Source organism: Pseudomonas sp. CFBP 13710, assembly GCF_014842235.1.
Classification (GTDB): Bacteria; Pseudomonadota; Gammaproteobacteria; order Pseudomonadales; family Pseudomonadaceae; genus Aquipseudomonas; species Aquipseudomonas baltica.
Window position 1 is genome coordinate 30,215 of record NZ_JACYVJ010000014.1, and the last position, 15,892, is coordinate 46,106.

The 15,892-nt window shown below is 54.6% G+C and carries 18 protein-coding genes; 6 read left to right on the forward strand and 12 right to left on the reverse strand.

What is annotated here, in order from left to right; genetic code table 11:
* Positions 1-26: 26 nt before the first annotated feature.
* Positions 27-473 carry a helix-turn-helix domain-containing protein gene (locus IFT44_RS19930; protein WP_192052851.1) on the reverse strand — a complete coding sequence of 149 codons (447 nt, stop codon included), beginning with the start codon at positions 471-473 and terminating at the stop codon, positions 27-29.
* Positions 474-654: 181 nt separating this feature from the next.
* Here IFT44_RS19930 and IFT44_RS19935 point away from each other — a divergent pair, with 181 nt between their 5' ends.
* From IFT44_RS19935 to tnpC, 5 genes are all read left to right on the forward strand, one after another.
* The gene (locus IFT44_RS19935) at positions 655-1,215 is read left to right on the forward strand and encodes a hypothetical protein (protein WP_192052852.1); all 561 of its coding nucleotides are present in this window, start codon (positions 655-657) and stop codon (positions 1,213-1,215) included.
* Between the two features lie 201 nt (positions 1,216-1,416).
* Entirely contained in the window at positions 1,417-1,842 is a 426-nt protein-coding gene (locus IFT44_RS19940; protein ID WP_244652195.1) for a hypothetical protein, read from the forward strand.
* Between the two features lie 19 nt (positions 1,843-1,861).
* A complete protein-coding gene (tnpA, locus tag IFT44_RS19945) occupies positions 1,862-2,194 on the forward strand; it encodes an IS66-like element accessory protein TnpA (protein ID WP_054096639.1) in 333 nt (110 codons plus the stop codon).
* Positions 2,191-2,526 (forward strand): IS66 family insertion sequence element accessory protein TnpB, encoded by a 336-nt coding sequence (gene tnpB, locus IFT44_RS19950; RefSeq protein WP_122797586.1) that lies wholly within the window; start codon positions 2,191-2,193, stop codon positions 2,524-2,526. Before tnpA ends, tnpB begins: the two co-directional genes overlap by 4 nt.
* A gap of 61 nt (positions 2,527-2,587) precedes the next feature.
* Positions 2,588-4,114, forward strand: coding sequence for an IS66 family transposase (gene tnpC, locus IFT44_RS19955; protein ID WP_122797585.1), 1,527 nt, complete (start codon positions 2,588-2,590; stop codon positions 4,112-4,114).
* A gap of 25 nt (positions 4,115-4,139) precedes the next feature.
* Here the strand turns inward: tnpC and IFT44_RS19960 are convergent, their stop codons facing one another.
* A complete protein-coding gene (locus IFT44_RS19960) occupies positions 4,140-5,102 on the reverse strand; it encodes an arsenic resistance protein (protein WP_122797584.1) in 963 nt (320 codons plus the stop codon).
* Positions 5,103-5,193: 91 nt separating this feature from the next.
* Here IFT44_RS19960 and IFT44_RS21450 point away from each other — a divergent pair, with 91 nt between their 5' ends.
* The gene (locus IFT44_RS21450; RefSeq protein WP_080898798.1) at positions 5,194-5,628 is read left to right on the forward strand and encodes a MerR family transcriptional regulator; all 435 of its coding nucleotides are present in this window, start codon (positions 5,194-5,196) and stop codon (positions 5,626-5,628) included.
* Between the two features lie 504 nt (positions 5,629-6,132).
* On the opposite strand, the gene IFT44_RS19970 is transcribed toward IFT44_RS21450, so the two are convergent.
* The 10 genes from IFT44_RS19970 to IFT44_RS20015 form a co-directional block, all read right to left on the reverse strand.
* On the reverse strand, positions 6,133-7,497 hold the full coding sequence (locus IFT44_RS19970) for a reverse transcriptase domain-containing protein (RefSeq protein WP_192052855.1): 1,365 nt from the start codon (positions 7,495-7,497) through the stop codon (positions 6,133-6,135).
* Positions 7,494-8,060, reverse strand: a complete 567-nt coding sequence (locus tag IFT44_RS19975; protein ID WP_192052857.1) for an SLATT domain-containing protein — start codon at positions 8,058-8,060, stop codon at positions 7,494-7,496. Before IFT44_RS19975 ends, IFT44_RS19970 begins: the two co-directional genes overlap by 4 nt.
* Positions 8,061-8,420: 360 nt before the next feature.
* Positions 8,421-9,389: a YiiX/YebB-like N1pC/P60 family cysteine hydrolase gene (locus IFT44_RS19980; RefSeq protein WP_192052859.1), complete on the reverse strand. Its 969-nt coding sequence runs from the start codon at positions 9,387-9,389 to the stop codon at positions 8,421-8,423.
* 204 nt (positions 9,390-9,593) lie between these two features.
* The gene (locus IFT44_RS19985; RefSeq protein WP_192052860.1) at positions 9,594-10,796 is read right to left on the reverse strand and encodes an XRE family transcriptional regulator; all 1,203 of its coding nucleotides are present in this window, start codon (positions 10,794-10,796) and stop codon (positions 9,594-9,596) included.
* Positions 10,793-11,428: a hypothetical protein gene (locus IFT44_RS19990; protein ID WP_192052862.1), complete on the reverse strand. Its 636-nt coding sequence runs from the start codon at positions 11,426-11,428 to the stop codon at positions 10,793-10,795. Before IFT44_RS19990 ends, IFT44_RS19985 begins: the two co-directional genes overlap by 4 nt.
* Positions 11,429-11,725: 297 nt before the next feature.
* Positions 11,726-12,436: a histidine phosphatase family protein gene (locus IFT44_RS19995; RefSeq protein WP_192052864.1), complete on the reverse strand. Its 711-nt coding sequence runs from the start codon at positions 12,434-12,436 to the stop codon at positions 11,726-11,728.
* Positions 12,437-12,470: 34 nt separating this feature from the next.
* Positions 12,471-12,683, reverse strand: a complete 213-nt coding sequence (locus IFT44_RS20000) for a hypothetical protein (protein WP_192176459.1) — start codon at positions 12,681-12,683, stop codon at positions 12,471-12,473.
* Positions 12,684-13,065: 382 nt separating this feature from the next.
* Positions 13,066-13,812: a hypothetical protein gene (locus IFT44_RS20005; protein ID WP_192052865.1), complete on the reverse strand. Its 747-nt coding sequence runs from the start codon at positions 13,810-13,812 to the stop codon at positions 13,066-13,068.
* A 136-nt stretch (positions 13,813-13,948) separates the two neighbouring features.
* Positions 13,949-14,518 carry a hypothetical protein gene (locus IFT44_RS20010; RefSeq protein WP_192052867.1) on the reverse strand — a complete coding sequence of 190 codons (570 nt, stop codon included), beginning with the start codon at positions 14,516-14,518 and terminating at the stop codon, positions 13,949-13,951.
* A gap of 243 nt (positions 14,519-14,761) precedes the next feature.
* Positions 14,762-15,748 (reverse strand): hypothetical protein, encoded by a 987-nt coding sequence (locus tag IFT44_RS20015; protein ID WP_192052869.1) that lies wholly within the window; start codon positions 15,746-15,748, stop codon positions 14,762-14,764.
* Positions 15,749-15,892: the final 144 nt, after the last annotated feature.

Below are 15,892 nucleotides of genomic sequence, written 5' to 3' on the forward strand. Positions count from 1 at the left end.
AGGCATCAGGACGCCATAGCCTCCCGTCACCAAGCCCTAGCGACCGTGGATTTTGATAAGAAGAGCTCGGCGGCAGTTTCGCGCTGAGTGAGACCTCTAGCTTTGCATGCCTGAATGGCAGCAGTCCGGTCGTCCCTGGCGGCGTTCTTGGCTTGCTGTCCTCCCAGTTCAAGCTGTCGAGCCAATTCTGCATGCCCGCCGAGACGACCAAACTCGTTCAAATCAGATTTGATCCTTTCCAGGATGGAATCCGTCGACGCCTCTTGGTCAGCAGACTGCAGCAGAACCATGAGCGTGGACGGTTCCACCTTCAGCGTTTCAGCCAACAGGACGAGCATCTCTAGACTGATATTTGAAAAGCCGGCTTCGAGCTTGTAGAGGTGCTTTCGATCAGCGGGCAATTCCGCCTGGCTTACACCCTTCAGCGTTCTAAGAGCGCGGATCACAGCCGCGAGTGCGGAGCGGGGTAGCATAAGACAGCTCCAAGAAATGGAGCATGAAGTCAGATTGCCACGCCCCATTCGACGGTCTATAGTACCCATTGTGGGGCAGGCGCCGGTGCGCAGGACGTCTGGAACGATACTTCCAGCTTGGCTGATCAACCTAGTGCGGCTGCTTCAAATTTTACGAATGGCTAAATTCATAGGATATGTAGTGATTAAATTCGACTGCGCTAAAGTCTCTGGGAAGCTTGATTATGTCAAAGTGACTAATCGCATGAACAAAGGGATTAAAGCGACCGTGAGTCTTGATGGTCAGAAAATACCCAACATCCAGATGGAGACAGAGTTCTTCGAGGAATTGAATGAGGGTGACAACGTCACGCTGTACACCATCGTCAAAAACTCTAAAAGTAAAGAAAAGAATTTTGGCGTTTTATACGGCTTTGAGAACGGTAGCGGTGTGAAAAATTTCGCTACCAAGTATCGCTTGCAGGTACCATTTTTACTTCTTATCTATGCATTCATAGCTTTCGCAGTAGTGTTCGTTGTTGGATGGCCGATTTCACTTTACTTACTCCTGTTTCTACATTTGGCAGAGCCGGGCAGCGGTCTCACCCAAATCACGACTTGGGCTTTTGTAGAAGCCTGCTTGGCTGCAGCATTTTTCCTGCACGCTGCTTGGCGAATGCTTAATGCCACATCTGATCCTAAATCTTGGACGGCCATGGATCCTGCAACGCTGTCCAGTCGTTTTAGCAAACTCCATAAGTGAGGGAGTCGGGCGGATTTCATCAACGCCCTTAAGCACTTCCATTTGTTACTACCCATCGCAAGCGGAGCGCGCAGGCGTGCAGGATGAGCGCCCGGAGGGCCGAGACACGGCTTGCTATGGCTCGGTTCACGCCACCCATCCGCCGTTAGGCGGCACGCCGTTGTCGCTACTCGGCTTTGAACCACCTCAGAGGAGCCTGCAATGGCCAGTAAGGAGCTCAGCGAGCTTGAGAGAGCAAGACGAAGGACTCTCTGGGCACTTGCCAGCCTCCATCCAGGTGATTCAATGGCACTTGATGTCTTAGCCATCCTTGACGATGTCGACGGCCAGGAGCGAAGCAGCTCAGCCTGCACCCATTGGCCACTTAAGCTGAACGAGGTTCGTGACGTTGTCCGTATAAAAAGCCATCCCTCCGGCATCGATATTGTCTTGGAATTAGAAATCCCGCAGCCCTGGAGAGAGCGCTTTCTGCAGGCCAGCGTTGGATCAACGCGACTCCCCGAAGGCCCATATGCGCACGACTGGCAGAAATTTCTGGTTGAGTGTAACCGTCCGGCCAAGTCATCTACCCAGCCCTGCAAAGCGAAGACATGGTGTGCACTTAAATTAAGTGGACACCAGTTCTAGCCTTTCAAGCGGGTATTTCATGCAGCCAACACGCCGTTCCTATTCCAAATCCTTTAAAGCCCAGATCATTCAAGAGTGCGCCCAACCGGGCGCTTCGATTGCCAGCGTCGCGCTCGGTCATAGCCTCAACGCAAACCTCGTCCACAAATGGATTCGGCTGCAAGCGCAGAAAATCCCGGCGCCGCCACCTGCATTTATTCCGTTAGCCATGCCGCTGGCCGGGGCGAACTCCCATCCAGCATCATCGAATATCTGCGTTGAAATACAGCACCCACGCGGCATCATCAAAGTGAACTGGCCCACTGAAAGTGCTGCCGCCTGCGCGACTTTTCTTCGAGATATTCTGCGATGATTCGCATCGACTCTATCTGGCTCGCCACCGAACCGATGGACATGCGCGCAGGCACCGAAACGGCGCTAGCCAAGGTGATCGCGGTGTTCGGTGCGGCGCAGCCGCACTGCGCTTATCTGTTCGCCAACAGCCGCGCCAATCGCATGAAAGTGCTGGTGCATGACGGCTTCGGAATATGGCTGGCGGCGCGCCGGTTAAACCAAGGCAAGTTCCACTGGCCTGGCATTCGCCATGGTTCTGAGATGGAACTGGATGCCGAGCAACTTCAAGCATTGGTGCTGGGGCTGCCATGGCAACGCGCAGGTTCTGGAGGCTTGATCATACTGCTTTAACGGCTGCCATTAGCCTATCGGTCTATCGTCGCGAAAAGCCTGCTCTGGCAAAGTCCGGCGTATGACTTCTTCGCCCAATCTCGACCAACTATCTCCCACTCAACTGCGCGTCCTCGCAGCGCAGTTGCTCTCGCAAGTCGACACTATGGGCAAGAAAATCAACCGTGATCAAACAGTCATTGAGAAACTGACCCATGAGATCGCCCAGCTCAAGCGTTTGAAGTTTGCCAAGCGCAGCGAGCAGATGAATCCTGAACAGGCCAGCCTGCTAGATGACCTGATCGATACTGATATCGCGGCGATTGAGGCCGAGCTTCAGGCGTTGCAAATAGCACCAACGGCGACCGAGGAAAAGCAAAAGCCCAAGCGCACGGCATTGCCGGCAGAATTTCCGCGAACGTTGATCCATCACGAACCGGACAACACTCACTGCCCATGCGGCTGCGCCCTCAAGCGCATCGGTGAGGACGTTAGCGAGAAGCTGGACTACACGCCCGGCGTGTTCACCGTCGAGCGCCATGTCCGTGGCAAGTGGGTCTGCGATAACTGCGAAACGCTGATCCAGGCACCGGTTCCGGCGCAGGTCATTGATAAGGGCATCCCGACTTCGGGCCTGCTCGCACAGGTCATGATCGCCAAGTTTGCTGACCATCTGCCGCTTTACCGTCAGGAATCGATCTTCGGTCGAGCGGGCCTGGCGATTCCACGTTCAACCTTGGCTCAGTGGGTTGGCGTGACCGGAGTTCAGTTGCAGCCGCTGGTCGATGCGCTGCGCGAAGTAGTGCTTGGGCAACAAGTCATCCACGCAGATGAAACACCGGTGCAGATGCTCATGCCGGGAACAAAGAAAACCCATCGCTCCTATGTGTGGGCCTACGCTACCAGCCAGTTCTCGGATGTGGCAGCGGTGGTTTATGACTTCAGCTCCAGTCGCGCCGGAGAGCATGCTCGCAACTTCCTTCAGGACTGGAAGGGCAAGTTGGTCTGCGACGATTTTGGCGGCTACAAGGCCAGCTTTGAACTCGGCGTGACAGAGATCGGCTGCATGGCCCATACACGGCGCAAGTTCTTCGAACTGCACGCTACGAATAAAAGCACGCTCGCCGAGCAAGCCCTGCGCTATATCCAGTTGTTGTACGAAATCGAAAGAGAAGTCAGAGACCTGGAGCCGGATTTACGGCGCCGAATACGGCAAGAAAAAGCCGTACCGGTGATGGACAGGCTGCATGCCTGGATGATCGCGCAGCGTGATCTTGTGCCCGAAGGTTCGGCCATCAGCAGAGCACTCGATTACAGCTTTAAACGCTGGGCAGCGCTGTCGCGCTACCTCAATGACGGGGCGGTTCCCATTGATAATAATTGGGCGGAGAACCAGATCCGGCCATGGGCTCTTGGGCGCAAGAACTGGCTCTTCGCCGGGTCGCTGCGCAGCGGAAAACGGGCTGCGGCGATCATGAGCCTGATCCAGTCAGCGCGGCTGAATGGCCATGATCCGTACGCCTATCTAAAGGATGTTCTCATGCGCCTGCCGACGCAGCGCGCGAGTGAGATTAACAAGCTGCTGCCGCACATGTGGGCGCCTGTTTAATCGCGCAGGGTGTCTGCCCTGGCATCTACATTTTGCGCCACACCAAAGCAGGAATTGCTCGGATGTAAATTAGTTCGCTGACCAACTCAATCAGCGTTTGAGTAATGACTGCTGCCGCAGCGAGCCCTCTGATTTCCTCGGGCAAGGCCAATGCCAATGGCAGAACCACTAATGAGTTTCGTGTCGAGCTGCTGAAAGCGACTGATCTTGCCGTGCTGGCCGGTAACTTAAACGCCCGAGCCACCAGCGCACCTACCACTGGTGCCAAGAGCATGAAACCAATGTAGGCGGGAATAACAGGCAGCAGCTTGTCCATGTCTCTGACCACCGTTGAAATCTGAGAGCCGATCACTACGACCAATACAGCCGCCATAGCCGGTACAGGCATCCAGGCCCATGCGTTGTTCCAGCTTTCAACGATGCGTGATCTCTTTGCCCCGGCAGCTGTTGCTACCGCTAAGACCAAAGGCAAAGCGATCAGCATCACAAAGGCCTCAACAAATGGGCCTATAGAAATGACCACTGCTGAGTCGTTACCCAGCATGAAGGTCAGGTACACCGGCAGCAGCACAAGCTGCATCAAAAGAAGCAATGGGGTGGCCGCCAGAGTGAGTTTGGAGTCGCCTTTACCGATGTGGGTAAAAACCACCACATAGTCGATACAAGGCGTCAGCAAGACCAACAGGGCACCCACCAAAATCGCCGGGTGATTGGTTATCCCCATCGTCAATGCCCAAACCAGCAAGGGGATTGCCACGAAGTTGGCTGTGAGCAGCGCCGCCATGAAACGCTTATTTGCGAGGCCATTACGGAGATCCAAGAACGGGATCTGTAGAAACATGGCGTACATCAGCACTGCGATGGTGGGTGTCACCGTCAACCCTAATGCTTCAGACGCATTGGGGGCGAGCAGGCCTCCGAGGGCCGCGACAATGACCGCGATGAAGTAAATGGGAATCTGGTTCGTCTCTAGCTGTTCTCTGTCCACAAAATGCCCTTCAAGCGCGTGAAGTTATTTTCTGAAGACAGGTTAATATCTGTAGCTACTACAGGTTCAAGAAAATGCTTGGAGAATTTGCATGTCAGGAATCGGGGCGCTGTCGAAATCAACGGGTTGCCACATTGAAACGATTCGCTACTACGAGAAAATAGGCCTTCTACCTCCCGCCCTGCGGTCGGCTGGGCGGCATCGAATCTATACTGAAAAGCATCGATCAAGACTCGTCTTCATCCGGCAGAATCGTGAATTGGGTTTCCCGCTCGAAGATATCCGAGAACTCATCGCGCTCGCAGCAGATGCTGATCGTCCGTGCGCTGACGCGCTTTCTGTGGTCAAAAAGCACCTAGCGGAAGTAGAGTCGAAGGTAGCAAAGCTTCAGCAAATCCGGGTAGAGCTGCTCTCAATGGCAAGTATGTGTGAGTCAACATGCCTAGGTTCAAACACTCCAGACTGCACGATTGTTGAGTCACTTTTTGAACCTGCTGCTGGGGTTCGCTCTGGTTGCTGCTCCTAGACGAGTCAAGAGCATAGGGGGAGCAAGCTGCCATCGAAACTGAATAGCGCGATAGCCTCGACAGGGTGTTTCGAGCGTCTGTCTACACCAAACGGGCTGGTACGAGATGTGTTCGGCAGACGCTTACGTAGCTGCCATGACAACTCACCAGTGGAGCTGCTGGTTCGCAGCCTGAAGACTGAATGGATACCGACAGTGGGTTACATGAGCGCTGCGTTAGCGCAATAGGATATCGGCTAATTTCTGAAGGCGTGGTACAACTGGCGGCACCCGTATCAGTTCAACGAAGGCTTAGGGCCTGCCGTTGCTCAGGAAAAACTTAACGCAGTGTCCGGGATTAGTTGACCACTACAACCTCGATTCAAGCATCGGCAGAAGACGACGCAGAACCAGACACTACAGACATATCTAAGAATGTGGCGAAGATCGTGATGCGGGCCGCCTGATGCCCAATGAGGGGGGAGGGGGCAAGCAAAAGTCCCCGAAGGACACCTCATGGAATTGTCACGATGTCTGAGCGATATCCTCCTCCAACTCCCGCACCGCTTTGCTGACTTTGATTTCAAATCGGCGCTCCACCTCAGCTTCACTCAGCTTAAGAGCGTCATCGCCAAGCCACATGGCAAGCATCTCGCGCTTCTGGCTGACCTTGAGCGCATCGAGGTTCGGGATGTAGCCGTTGTTGGCTTTCATGCCTCTCCGCAGCTCGTAGAAGGTCTTGATCAGAGACTTTGGATGGATCTCACCGCTGGGGCAAAAGCGGTTTGTCAGCTTTCTCACCGTGTGATTGATGGCACGCAGTTGGGAAGTCGTGGTGATCTGGCAGAAGTAGGCAGCCCATCCGAGGCGTTTGCCTTTGAAGATGCACCCAGTGATCCTCAAATTGAGCTTCCACTGGCAGTAGGCCAGGGCGCGCTCCTTGTCGGCGGGACGTCGGGCCGTTACCAGTTTGTGCCGGTAAGCCGTGAAGATTTTGGCGATCGAAGACTCGAATCTGATAATGCTCTCGTGGCGGATCAACACCTGGCCGCCCTCGATCTGGTACCCCAGAAAACTAAAGGGGTCGGTCAAGCTCTCTACCTTGGACTTTGATCCTGGTTCAAAGTCATGCGGATTGAGCTTCAAAGCCTTCAATTCTGCGATGAGCTCCTGGGCCGTCGAGCGGGCCACGCCTTCCGGCCCTAAGATCAGGATGTCGTCAACGTAACGCTTGTACCAAATCCCCGTCCGAGCCTCGAAAAGGCTATCAATGCTCTGCAGCGAAATCTCGGCAAGCACATTCGAAATCGCGAGTCCTTGCGGTACGCCCACTGTAGGACGCTCGGCTCCTTTACTCCCCTTGGACTCTGAAACCGTGGGGGTTGTGAGCGCGTCGGTGATCAACTGTCTGAACTCGGGTTTCCGGATTTTCTTCTGTGTTGCTGCGGTTACCAGTTCATGGGGAATGGACGGGTAAAAGCTCTTAAGATCGATCTTGGCGTATTCGGCATACGCACCGGAATTCAGCGCAGTTTTCAGGGAGTCGATGACAGTCTGGGGAAGTGTGAGTTTGGCCGTGGGGAAAACGTCTGATAGGCAGTTGCACAACGCGCGCAGGACGATTCTGTCCCTGGCGGTGGGAATTGATAATTGCCGAGGCGGTGACGATGCGCCTTTTAGAATCAATTTTTCCTTGTAGGCCGTGAAACGATACTCCCCCCGGTGAACCTTCTCGACGATGTGATCAAGCTCAGCGGTCAAGTGCTTATCGAGGTTAGCCGGGCGCACTCGGTCGAGGCCAATGGCCCCGGAGTTTTTGATCCTGTCGGTGTAGATTTCTTGTAAACGCTTTTGGGTAAAGATTTTTTTGAAGCTTTTCGCCGCGCTCATGGCCGGTTCCAGAAAGCATAGAGGCCTGCCAACACGGGAAGAGCGTAAAGCAGCGTCGTGATCAGAAATCGCATGGTCAGCCAGAGCGCGGCAGAAAAATACTCAAAGCCTGTGAGGGGGCGAGTGGTGGCCCCGGTCGCAAAAACACGCGCGATTCGATCATCGATTTCCCGATGATTTTCCGATTCAGCCAGCAGTTCGTCATATCTGCTGATCTGTTCGGGCGTTGGTGGAGGGGGTGGGGAGGTCGGCGAGCCTTCGGGCAATCCCCGATGGAGCTTCTGCAGCGCAAGATAGTTGGTGCGCATCAGCATTGCGCGGCCCCGAAAGTCGCGGTTCGCAACCGCAAGCGAAATGCCGAGCAGCGCAACCGAAAGGATCGTCGCCATGACATCGGTATCTGGGCCAAGGATGGTGCTATGTCTGATGGTCAGCACCCCCAGCGCCGTGCTGAGGATCGCGTACCATACCAACAAGAGCTGCGAGTGAAAGTCCAGCCACTCCAGGCGCTTATGAGCCTGAATACGTGCCTTGTAAGTGAACCAGACGCTATCCTTTTTCACGCACATCTCTCCATAGAAATTGGTGAAGGAGCGGGGGGATTTGAGTACCGTTGAACATCCCGTAGGGATCAGTGGGCCGAAACCCAACAGCCGAAGCTGTTAATTATCAGAACCGCCCTCGTTCGCACGAGAGGAAATACCCACCCCTTCATGGCTGATTCTACAGTGCCATCATGAATCGTGGAAGCTACCTACATACTCGACCGCCCCCTTCCGCTGGCCTTTGAAGACCTGCTTCGCCCCCGAGGCTTCGCTGTGCCCATCCCGCGCAGCGTTGGGATTGAGTGCCTTGCCAACTATTGTTTTGCGAGCCCACCTAAACCCTACCGTTGGATGAGGGCTCACTCAGGTCGGCCTCGCTTACTTCGAATGATCCCAAAACGTATGATTCATGTCGTTTTCAATGTCCCGGATCTTTTTAACGAGCTCCTTGGCTTCATCCTTATCCACCAGTTTCTTACTAACCAGGCGCTGGATGTCGTTGACTTGCTCCCTGCGCTCCTCAAAGCGCTTTCGATTCAATTTGAGCCCTTCGATCATCAGCCGTGATGCGACCTTCATTAGTTGGGGATACTTCATGCAGAAGTCGACCGCTGGTCTCACCTGCTCAGTAACATCGTCCCATTCAAAGTGATTGTCGGCCAAAGCATCAAACCGCCCTGGGCTTAGAACACTGTCATTAGGAATTCCAATGCTCGTGATGCCCGTGTGCAGGTAAACCTTGCGTACGAGCTCGGAGCAATAGGCTGCCGCTTTCATCGGCTTTTTTGACAGGCGGATTTTGTAGGGTTGAGCCAGGTAGAACGCGCAGGCGCGGTAGACGGAATCGGTGTGCTCAGAAGCCAGCTTTTTACAGCGGATCACCCTCCAGTCTGCTTTCACATCATTCAAGACTTCGGATATCAACCGATTAGTTACACCGGCGCTTGGCATAGCATCAATGCAAACATAGTCCGCATGAACAAGCGCAACATGGCTTGAGCGGGCGCGTTCGTAAGAGTATTTTTGTCCTTTCGTGATGATTTTTGCGCCAAACGTGGCACCCGTACACAGGATAACGTCCCCCGCATGCAGGAGACCGTCGACGCTGGTTGCCTCTTGGATGAAGGAGTTGTCCTCACCTCGGATCATGGCACGATAGATGTGCATATGCTCGGCGGGTATGCCTTCGATGCGGGCGGTGAAATCAATCTGCGCATCGCTCTGCGCTCGAATTTGCGCGAGAACCTGCTCACTTTTTTCCTCCGACGACATGGTCGCAAAAATATCAGCGGCAGCAGCGTGCCGAGCATTCTGCTGCATTTTATCTAGATCTATCTTGAAGCCCATGTCGTCTTATACCTAATATCTTCATCCGCCCAGCGACGGGGATTGGAGTTCTGGAGCCTGTTCTTGCAATCCACACGCATGACGTAGCCCCAACGTTTCTAGGCCGCAGGTTTCTTTGGCCAACAGATGCGATAAACGGGGGCAGGATTTCAAGTAATGGCGCGAGCGCCCAACATTGGCCGTTCGCCAAGCAGCAGATTTGAATCATCTACCCCGACTGAAGGGGAGCACTACACCACTGTCCTCAGACTTAACCAGCGAATCGCCGCTAACCATGGACTTAAGCTTCGCCAGATGGAAAACGGAAGCTTTCCCCGACAGATAACGCTCAGGCAAGCCCGCCAGTTTTTCCACATCGTTTGCAGCCAAACCGATATAGCTCGATACCGACTCAATCGGCATGACCCCAGAAGAGGACAACAACTCGATCGTACGCTTGAGAAGGCGAGGTTGTTCAGGGGCGCGCGCATCATCACCTGGCTCAGATTTAGCTCCCCACCTGGCTGACCTGCGTTTGAACAGAACCAGCTTCGCATCAGCGTCGATGATCTTGAGCGCTTCAAGACGCATGATCATGGCGGCGACCGAGACGCCCCAGCGCTGTTTCAGCAACAGGAGGCTGTCCAGTGTGACCGGAGTCCTGACATCAGCAGCAAACGTTTCTGCCGGCAGCAAGAAAGCTCCCGCGAACCGGTGAGCCTGCGATTCCATCAACTTGTAGCGCTCGGGGTCGGTGGAGCGGTCAATACCTTTGTGCAGAATGAGGTGACCGAGTTCATGCGCAAGGTCGAATCGACTGCGAAAGCCATTGCCCTTGTCGGCGGAAAGCAGGATCAGCGGCCTTTGAAGCTCGTGGCTCCAGGCTGAAAGTCCTTCGATCGGTGCGATACCGGTTTCTTCGCGAACCACGATAACGCCAGCTCCCTCCACAGCCAGTGCCAAATCAGGAATTGCGCGACGGCCGAGACTCCAGAGGTCTCTGCACTCGCTGGCCGCTTCCTCGATATCGGAATTGGCAATTTGCTGAGGATCCGTGAACGACCTTACGGGTAGGTTAACGTCCGGGAAATCGACAAATTCGGTCATCGCCAGGACGATGTCCTGCGTCCATTCAAGCCGAGCTTCCAGCATCGCTCTTGCGGAGACATGCGCGGACGCGTTGCTTCTGAAAAGAGGCAGCGATCCTTTCGTGGGAAGAGGGCGAGTGAACCATTCAGGGCTGACATTGATGACCTTTGAGAGGCTGTCCAGTGCCTCCGCTTCGGGTGACTGCTGACCCGATTTCCACTTGCTGATCGTGGCGGGCGACACGCCGACCATGGCAGCAAGCTGTACCTGAGAAAGAGCGCGGGCAGCCAACGCTTGAATCAATCGACCTGGCTGGAAATCTGGAATACCCCGGCTCATGTTTCTTCCTGTCCTCCGAGCTCGATGAGGCCCGATTTGAGTTTTACTTTTGCATTGTCGGCCTGTTTAGGAGCCGCTTCATAGCGATCTAGGAACTGGCTTAAAGGTTCACGAAACAGCCAGCCATCCATTTTCGGATTGGGCACCGCGATATAGACCTGCAGCGGCGTCTCGGGATGATGATGCAGTGAACCGCTGAAACGTGCGACGAAGAAGAACGCCCCGGAGTTCATAGCCTGAGGCCCAAAAAGGGATGGCTGCACCAGTTGGCTCATAGCCTCATTCGCTTCGGCCAGCTCACGTCGGACGATGCTACGAGTGGGTCGATTCCAGTTCGTCGTGCTCATGTTCAAGCGCGCGAATTTGAACACTCCTGCCTGGCCCACGATCACCCGGTTGCCTTGGGGGGGGATCAATTCAGCGTTAGATGCCTCCAGCAAGTCGCTGAAGCGCTCGTTCATCAGGATGTGCCGCATGTGCCCCAGAGCAGTTTTGCGCTGCTTACTCACCTCCTTTGTCACCCCGTAAGCCTGTAGCGCACCGGCAGCAAAGGCGTCTTCGACACCCATCACGAGGTCACGAGAGACATTGGCGATTAGCAAAGCGGCAATAGCTTCGGAGGTTAGGTTCATTAAGTCATGCTCTGGTTTCGTATATCGAGATTATATGGCGTTAAAATTTCGTGTAAAGAGGTAACGTAGGTGAATTCGCATCGCTGAGCCGCAAGTGTGAGGATGGATGCCTGGACGGCCGAGACGCAGGCAGCGCCAAGGCTCGGTTTACGACAGCCGGCTCCAGCAGGGCACACGTAAATGACAGCCATTTAGACTCTCAACGCATGAAAGCGGAGATTCGGACAGCTATTCGAGCCTGCCCCAATCAGATTTCGAACGCGGGATAAAGGCTCGTAGTACGCAAGTCACGGGAGTCTACGGTATGGGCCCCACAGATTGATCAGTGCAAAACTCGTCTATGAATTTCACATTCCCATCCTCGCTGAGCTGATATTCAAACGTCCAACGGCCAGCTCTCAACATGAGCTCGTAGCCCGCGCAATTCGCCAATGGCTGCTCCACATCAAGCTTGCGGAACCGACGCATTAGCTCAGGCTTTCCACCCGTCTCTCCATGCTTGATAAACCAGGCCACAGCTCTTATGAACTGGCCGTGGCTGAAAGCCAAAATCTGATTTGCTTCAGCCGCCGCTAGACGATCAAGCATGACCTTCGCGCGCTGTAGCAACTCTATGAAAGACCCCGCGCCAGGGCCATCGATAAGCTCCATGTCTCCGGTCTGCCAGTAACCATCAGCCAAAGGCTTTCGATCTGCCTGGGTCGTTCCAGCTAAACGCCCAGGGCTAAGGTATGTGAACTCCTCAACGGCCCAGATTTCGAAAGGGGTATCAGGAAACCGCTTAGCCGTAGGTAAAGCCGTATGGATGGCGCGCTCGAACGGAGAGGCGATTATCAGGTCGGGCTCGGACTTAATGCTGCCGGCGAGTGTGTGGGCCTGAGAATGGCCGAGTTCGGTCAGAGGGATCGAGTCTGGGGAGGTGGTGGCCAGGCCGGCGTTCGCAGCGCTCTGAGCATGCCTGACTAGCCGTACGACTTTGGTGGGGTCGGCCTGAGTGCTATTTGTCATCGCAGGATCACCCGCCGCTGCCAAGGGTAGAGCATTATGATCTACGCACTAGGTGCCTGTACTCTTCGCGTGCAGCGATGATCTGATCACGAATCTCTTCGGGGTCTATCGACATGCCGCCGCGTTCAGTAACCCTCAATGTTTTGAGCTGGTTAGCCGCGTGGATGAATTCCTTCTCACGCCGGATCTCCCATTCCGGCCTTGTGTCCCTAAAGAGCCGTTCAAGCAGTGCATTTAGCCAGCGCATGTTGCACCTCCGATGAGCCCGCTCAAAATCCGATTGATGCTTTCCGTTACCAGGAGCTTACTCGCTGGCACCGTTGAGAGAAATCCTCGGATCGCGTCATCGGCAGAAGATCTTGCACTGCTCTGTAACGCCTGAGCTGACACATGGGTTGGTCAGGCCGCGCCACTCGTGATCTCGGTGCAGTGGGCTGGGCAAGCGGAGCGCGCAGGCATGAGGATGGAAGCCCAGCGGGCCAAGACGATGCGATAGCAGAGGCTTGGTTCACGACAGCCGGCTCCGGAGGAGCATGCCAAAACAAGCATCAACGAAGAAAACAGCAGATGGCCCTGCAGCCTCTACCTTGTTGGAGCAAGAAAACCGTTTGCTACGAAAAACCTCACAATCACATCAAGATTGAATTTCCAATTTTGCCTTTGCTCGCTACGGAGTAGCCAGCCCATTCCATCTGCTGATCAGAGTGATGCTTGGCATCTGAAACGAATCGTTTACTTGCCTTGGCACCCAAGCGCAGTTCACTGAGTACAATCCGAGGATTTTGATGCACAAGTCCCTGGAGCAGTCCTTGGATTAGGCCAGCATCCACCGTTGCTTGATACGCGCTCAAGCCGCCGAAGTAGGTGACGAGTAGTGGCCTGAGGTGATCTTGAGATTGCTCACTCAAATCTAGGTGGATCGTGGCTAGGTTGAAATGCACTCCAACGCCAGGATCCGACGTCGCATACCATGATCGGTAGTGCTCCAGCGCTGCTGCAGATGGCTTACAGGCGCGGTAGCTCTCTTCGCACTGAGTCGTGGTGGCATTCATGATGCAGACCACGTCATCATCATCCAATGCGCCTATGTTCCTAAAAAAGCTGCAAGTAGCCCGCAGGGTGCTCGTTGCCTGCACTGAATCCTGCTGGAGCTCAATCGCTAAGAATCCTTTGAATGCCTGGAAAGCAGTGACGCTGCATGCATAGCCCTCAACCGCCCCAATGATCACCAAGAACGCGTCGTAGAGGGCCAGGCAGTCGAGGCTGTCATGACCTCCACACTGGCCCTTGGCGGCCCCAGGGGTGAGCATTTCCTCCAGGGCCGCACGGTCGAAGTAGCACATCCCCTTAAGCTTGATTTGTTCCACTGTCAGCATGTTGATGTCCGCATGTGATTCGGCTGACGTAGCTACGACAGTACGCCGAAATTAGTCGGAGACGTCCCTGGTAGGATCAGGTCTCGGGATCGATCTGAAATTTGAACGGGCCGCATGTGAGGTACCGACCTTGTGACTATTCGGACTTGGAGGAGGGGGCTGCGAGTCCGGAATGAACGCACACACCTAATGTAGGAAAGAACGGCCAGTCGTCATCGTTAGCCTCGATGCCATGATCAAACACAGGCGGTTCATAGTCGGCGATACCCAGCGAGTTCGACTCCAAAATTTCCTTCACAACCCCCCAATATGGATAGTCCGAACGGGCTGAATAAACGTCAGCCTCGCTGGAAAAACTGACGTGATAAAACCGAATAGGATCAATCGCCACGAACTTTTCCCACATCGCCTCAAGGGCAGGAATCGTGTCGCTCGTGGTGGCGCTGTCGAGAAAGACGCTGAGGCAGTCGTCGTGGAACGCAATCAGTTTCACCGGGGAGATGGCGCCGCGAATGTGCATGTGCTCCAGGGCTGTGAGGAGGCGCTCATCCAGATAGTCGCCATACAGCAAACAGAAAGTCTGCTTGGCGGCTTGCGGTAGCGCCTCGAGATTCGGGCCCTTCCACTGCAGACAGCTGCAGATGATGTGACTGGGAGCGTCATTGGGTGACGCAGGATCGCACTCGGGATGGAACAGAGCTGGCATAAGCATTTCTCCTCTATGATGGGGAAATGAAGCCGTCGGCAGGGGTTTGGTCAAGCTGATGAGCCGCGAAAAATAATTTTTCCGACGGAATATCAGTATCTTAGGAGCATACCGATAAGATCCTTGGCTAGATTTTGCCGCAGTACTTTGCGTGAAAAGTCGACCACGTTGTGAGTTGCATCAGAACAGGAATGTCGAGCGGCTGGGCTTCGATGAACGAAGCCCAGCGCTCAAGCAAGCATGTCAGGCCTTGGGCGTTCTATCGATCCCGCGAATGTATTGCGACAACAGCCCAGGCCAAGGATGGCCCATTGCAGCAGCCAGCGCGTCGCGGGTTGGGACTGAACGATGTGCGATGGCACACATGATGAACGCCTCTCGTAGTGCCCGAATGGACACGCTCTGAGGATCGATTTGAGCTTCCAGCCACCAGGCCCGCAAAATCCGTTTGAGCTCAAATTGAGTCATAGGATGATTCGGGTTCTTGTGGGAGGTAAACAGGTAGTCCCCGTCCGAAAGCCCACTTTCTTCTACGTACTGAGACAGCACTGCTGTACTCAATGCGGGCAGCCTGTACGTCATTCGCTTGGGTATGGAAATCGAAGCCTTAAAACCATCGAAAACCAAACCATCACCTTGAATGTATCCTGCTTTGAGATGTAAGAGTTCCACTTGCCGAATTCCTGACAGCGCGGCGACACACAATGCACGATCGCGAAGACTGGTAATACGATCTACTGCCTCTGCGAGGGCTTTGAGGTCTTCTTGGCTCAAGGGCGTGATCAGCAAGGAGCGGTTCGGGGCGCGCGAGACCTCGAAATCAAGGAGGTCTGGCTGGCTACGCGCGGGCGCTGAACTCGCACTTGATTCCTGCTTCATGCGAAAGCTCTTGAAGGCCAAAAGCTCGTGCAGTGGCAATGCCATCACCAACGAGTTTATTGCCCCATCATCAATCTCAGCAATTTCGTGAAGTTTCGCGTGCAGGTAGATCGCCGTACTGACGGAATCCCGCACCTCTGCCAATGAGGGAACGGGAGCATCGGGCAGGCAGGTTTTTGATGACTTCAATAGGTCGTGAAAGTCACGATACCCAAGCCCTGAAGCGAGGACTTCGTGGGCCACCATGAGGCTGAGACCATCAATGATAGGCCAGTTGGAACGTAGGGTATTGGCAATACGTTTGAAGCGGCGATTCCGCTCGAGATCGAACGGATAGATAGGAACGCGCACGGCATTTCTCCAGGGTCAGGATGTCGGCTGCTCTCTGACTCTTGTCGAAAGCCTGCGTGGTGAGGAATGACAACCTGAGGCCCATGGCCTTTTGCGAACCGACCGCTCGATCCAGTGAACCGATGGCTCTTAAATTAGCATACC

Coding starts and splice junctions, on each gene's coding strand:
- IFT44_RS20010 (WP_192052867.1), bottom strand. CDS start 14,518: ATGCCAGCTCTGTTCCATCCCGAGTGCGATCCTGCGTCACCCAATGAC.
- IFT44_RS20005 (WP_192052865.1), bottom strand. CDS start 13,812: ATGCTGACAGTGGAACAAATCAAGCTTAAGGGGATGTGCTACTTCGAC.
- tnpA (WP_054096639.1), top strand. CDS start 1,862: ATGCAGCCAACACGCCGTTCCTATTCCAAATCCTTTAAAGCCCAGATC.
- IFT44_RS19940 (WP_244652195.1), top strand. CDS start 1,417: ATGGCCAGTAAGGAGCTCAGCGAGCTTGAGAGAGCAAGACGAAGGACT.
- IFT44_RS19995 (WP_192052864.1), bottom strand. CDS start 12,436: ATGACAAATAGCACTCAGGCCGACCCCACCAAAGTCGTACGGCTAGTC.
- IFT44_RS19985 (WP_192052860.1), bottom strand. CDS start 10,796: ATGAGCCGGGGTATTCCAGATTTCCAGCCAGGTCGATTGATTCAAGCG.
- IFT44_RS19980 (WP_192052859.1), bottom strand. CDS start 9,389: ATGGGCTTCAAGATAGATCTAGATAAAATGCAGCAGAATGCTCGGCAC.
- tnpC (WP_122797585.1), top strand. CDS start 2,588: ATGACTTCTTCGCCCAATCTCGACCAACTATCTCCCACTCAACTGCGC.
- IFT44_RS19970 (WP_192052855.1), bottom strand. CDS start 7,497: ATGAGCGCGGCGAAAAGCTTCAAAAAAATCTTTACCCAAAAGCGTTTA.
- IFT44_RS21450 (WP_080898798.1), top strand. CDS start 5,194: ATGTCAGGAATCGGGGCGCTGTCGAAATCAACGGGTTGCCACATTGAA.
- IFT44_RS19990 (WP_192052862.1), bottom strand. CDS start 11,428: ATGAACCTAACCTCCGAAGCTATTGCCGCTTTGCTAATCGCCAATGTC.
- tnpB (WP_122797586.1), top strand. CDS start 2,191: ATGATTCGCATCGACTCTATCTGGCTCGCCACCGAACCGATGGACATG.
- IFT44_RS20000 (WP_192176459.1), bottom strand. CDS start 12,683: ATGCGCTGGCTAAATGCACTGCTTGAACGGCTCTTTAGGGACACAAGG.
- IFT44_RS19930 (WP_192052851.1), bottom strand. CDS start 473: ATGCTACCCCGCTCCGCACTCGCGGCTGTGATCCGCGCTCTTAGAACG.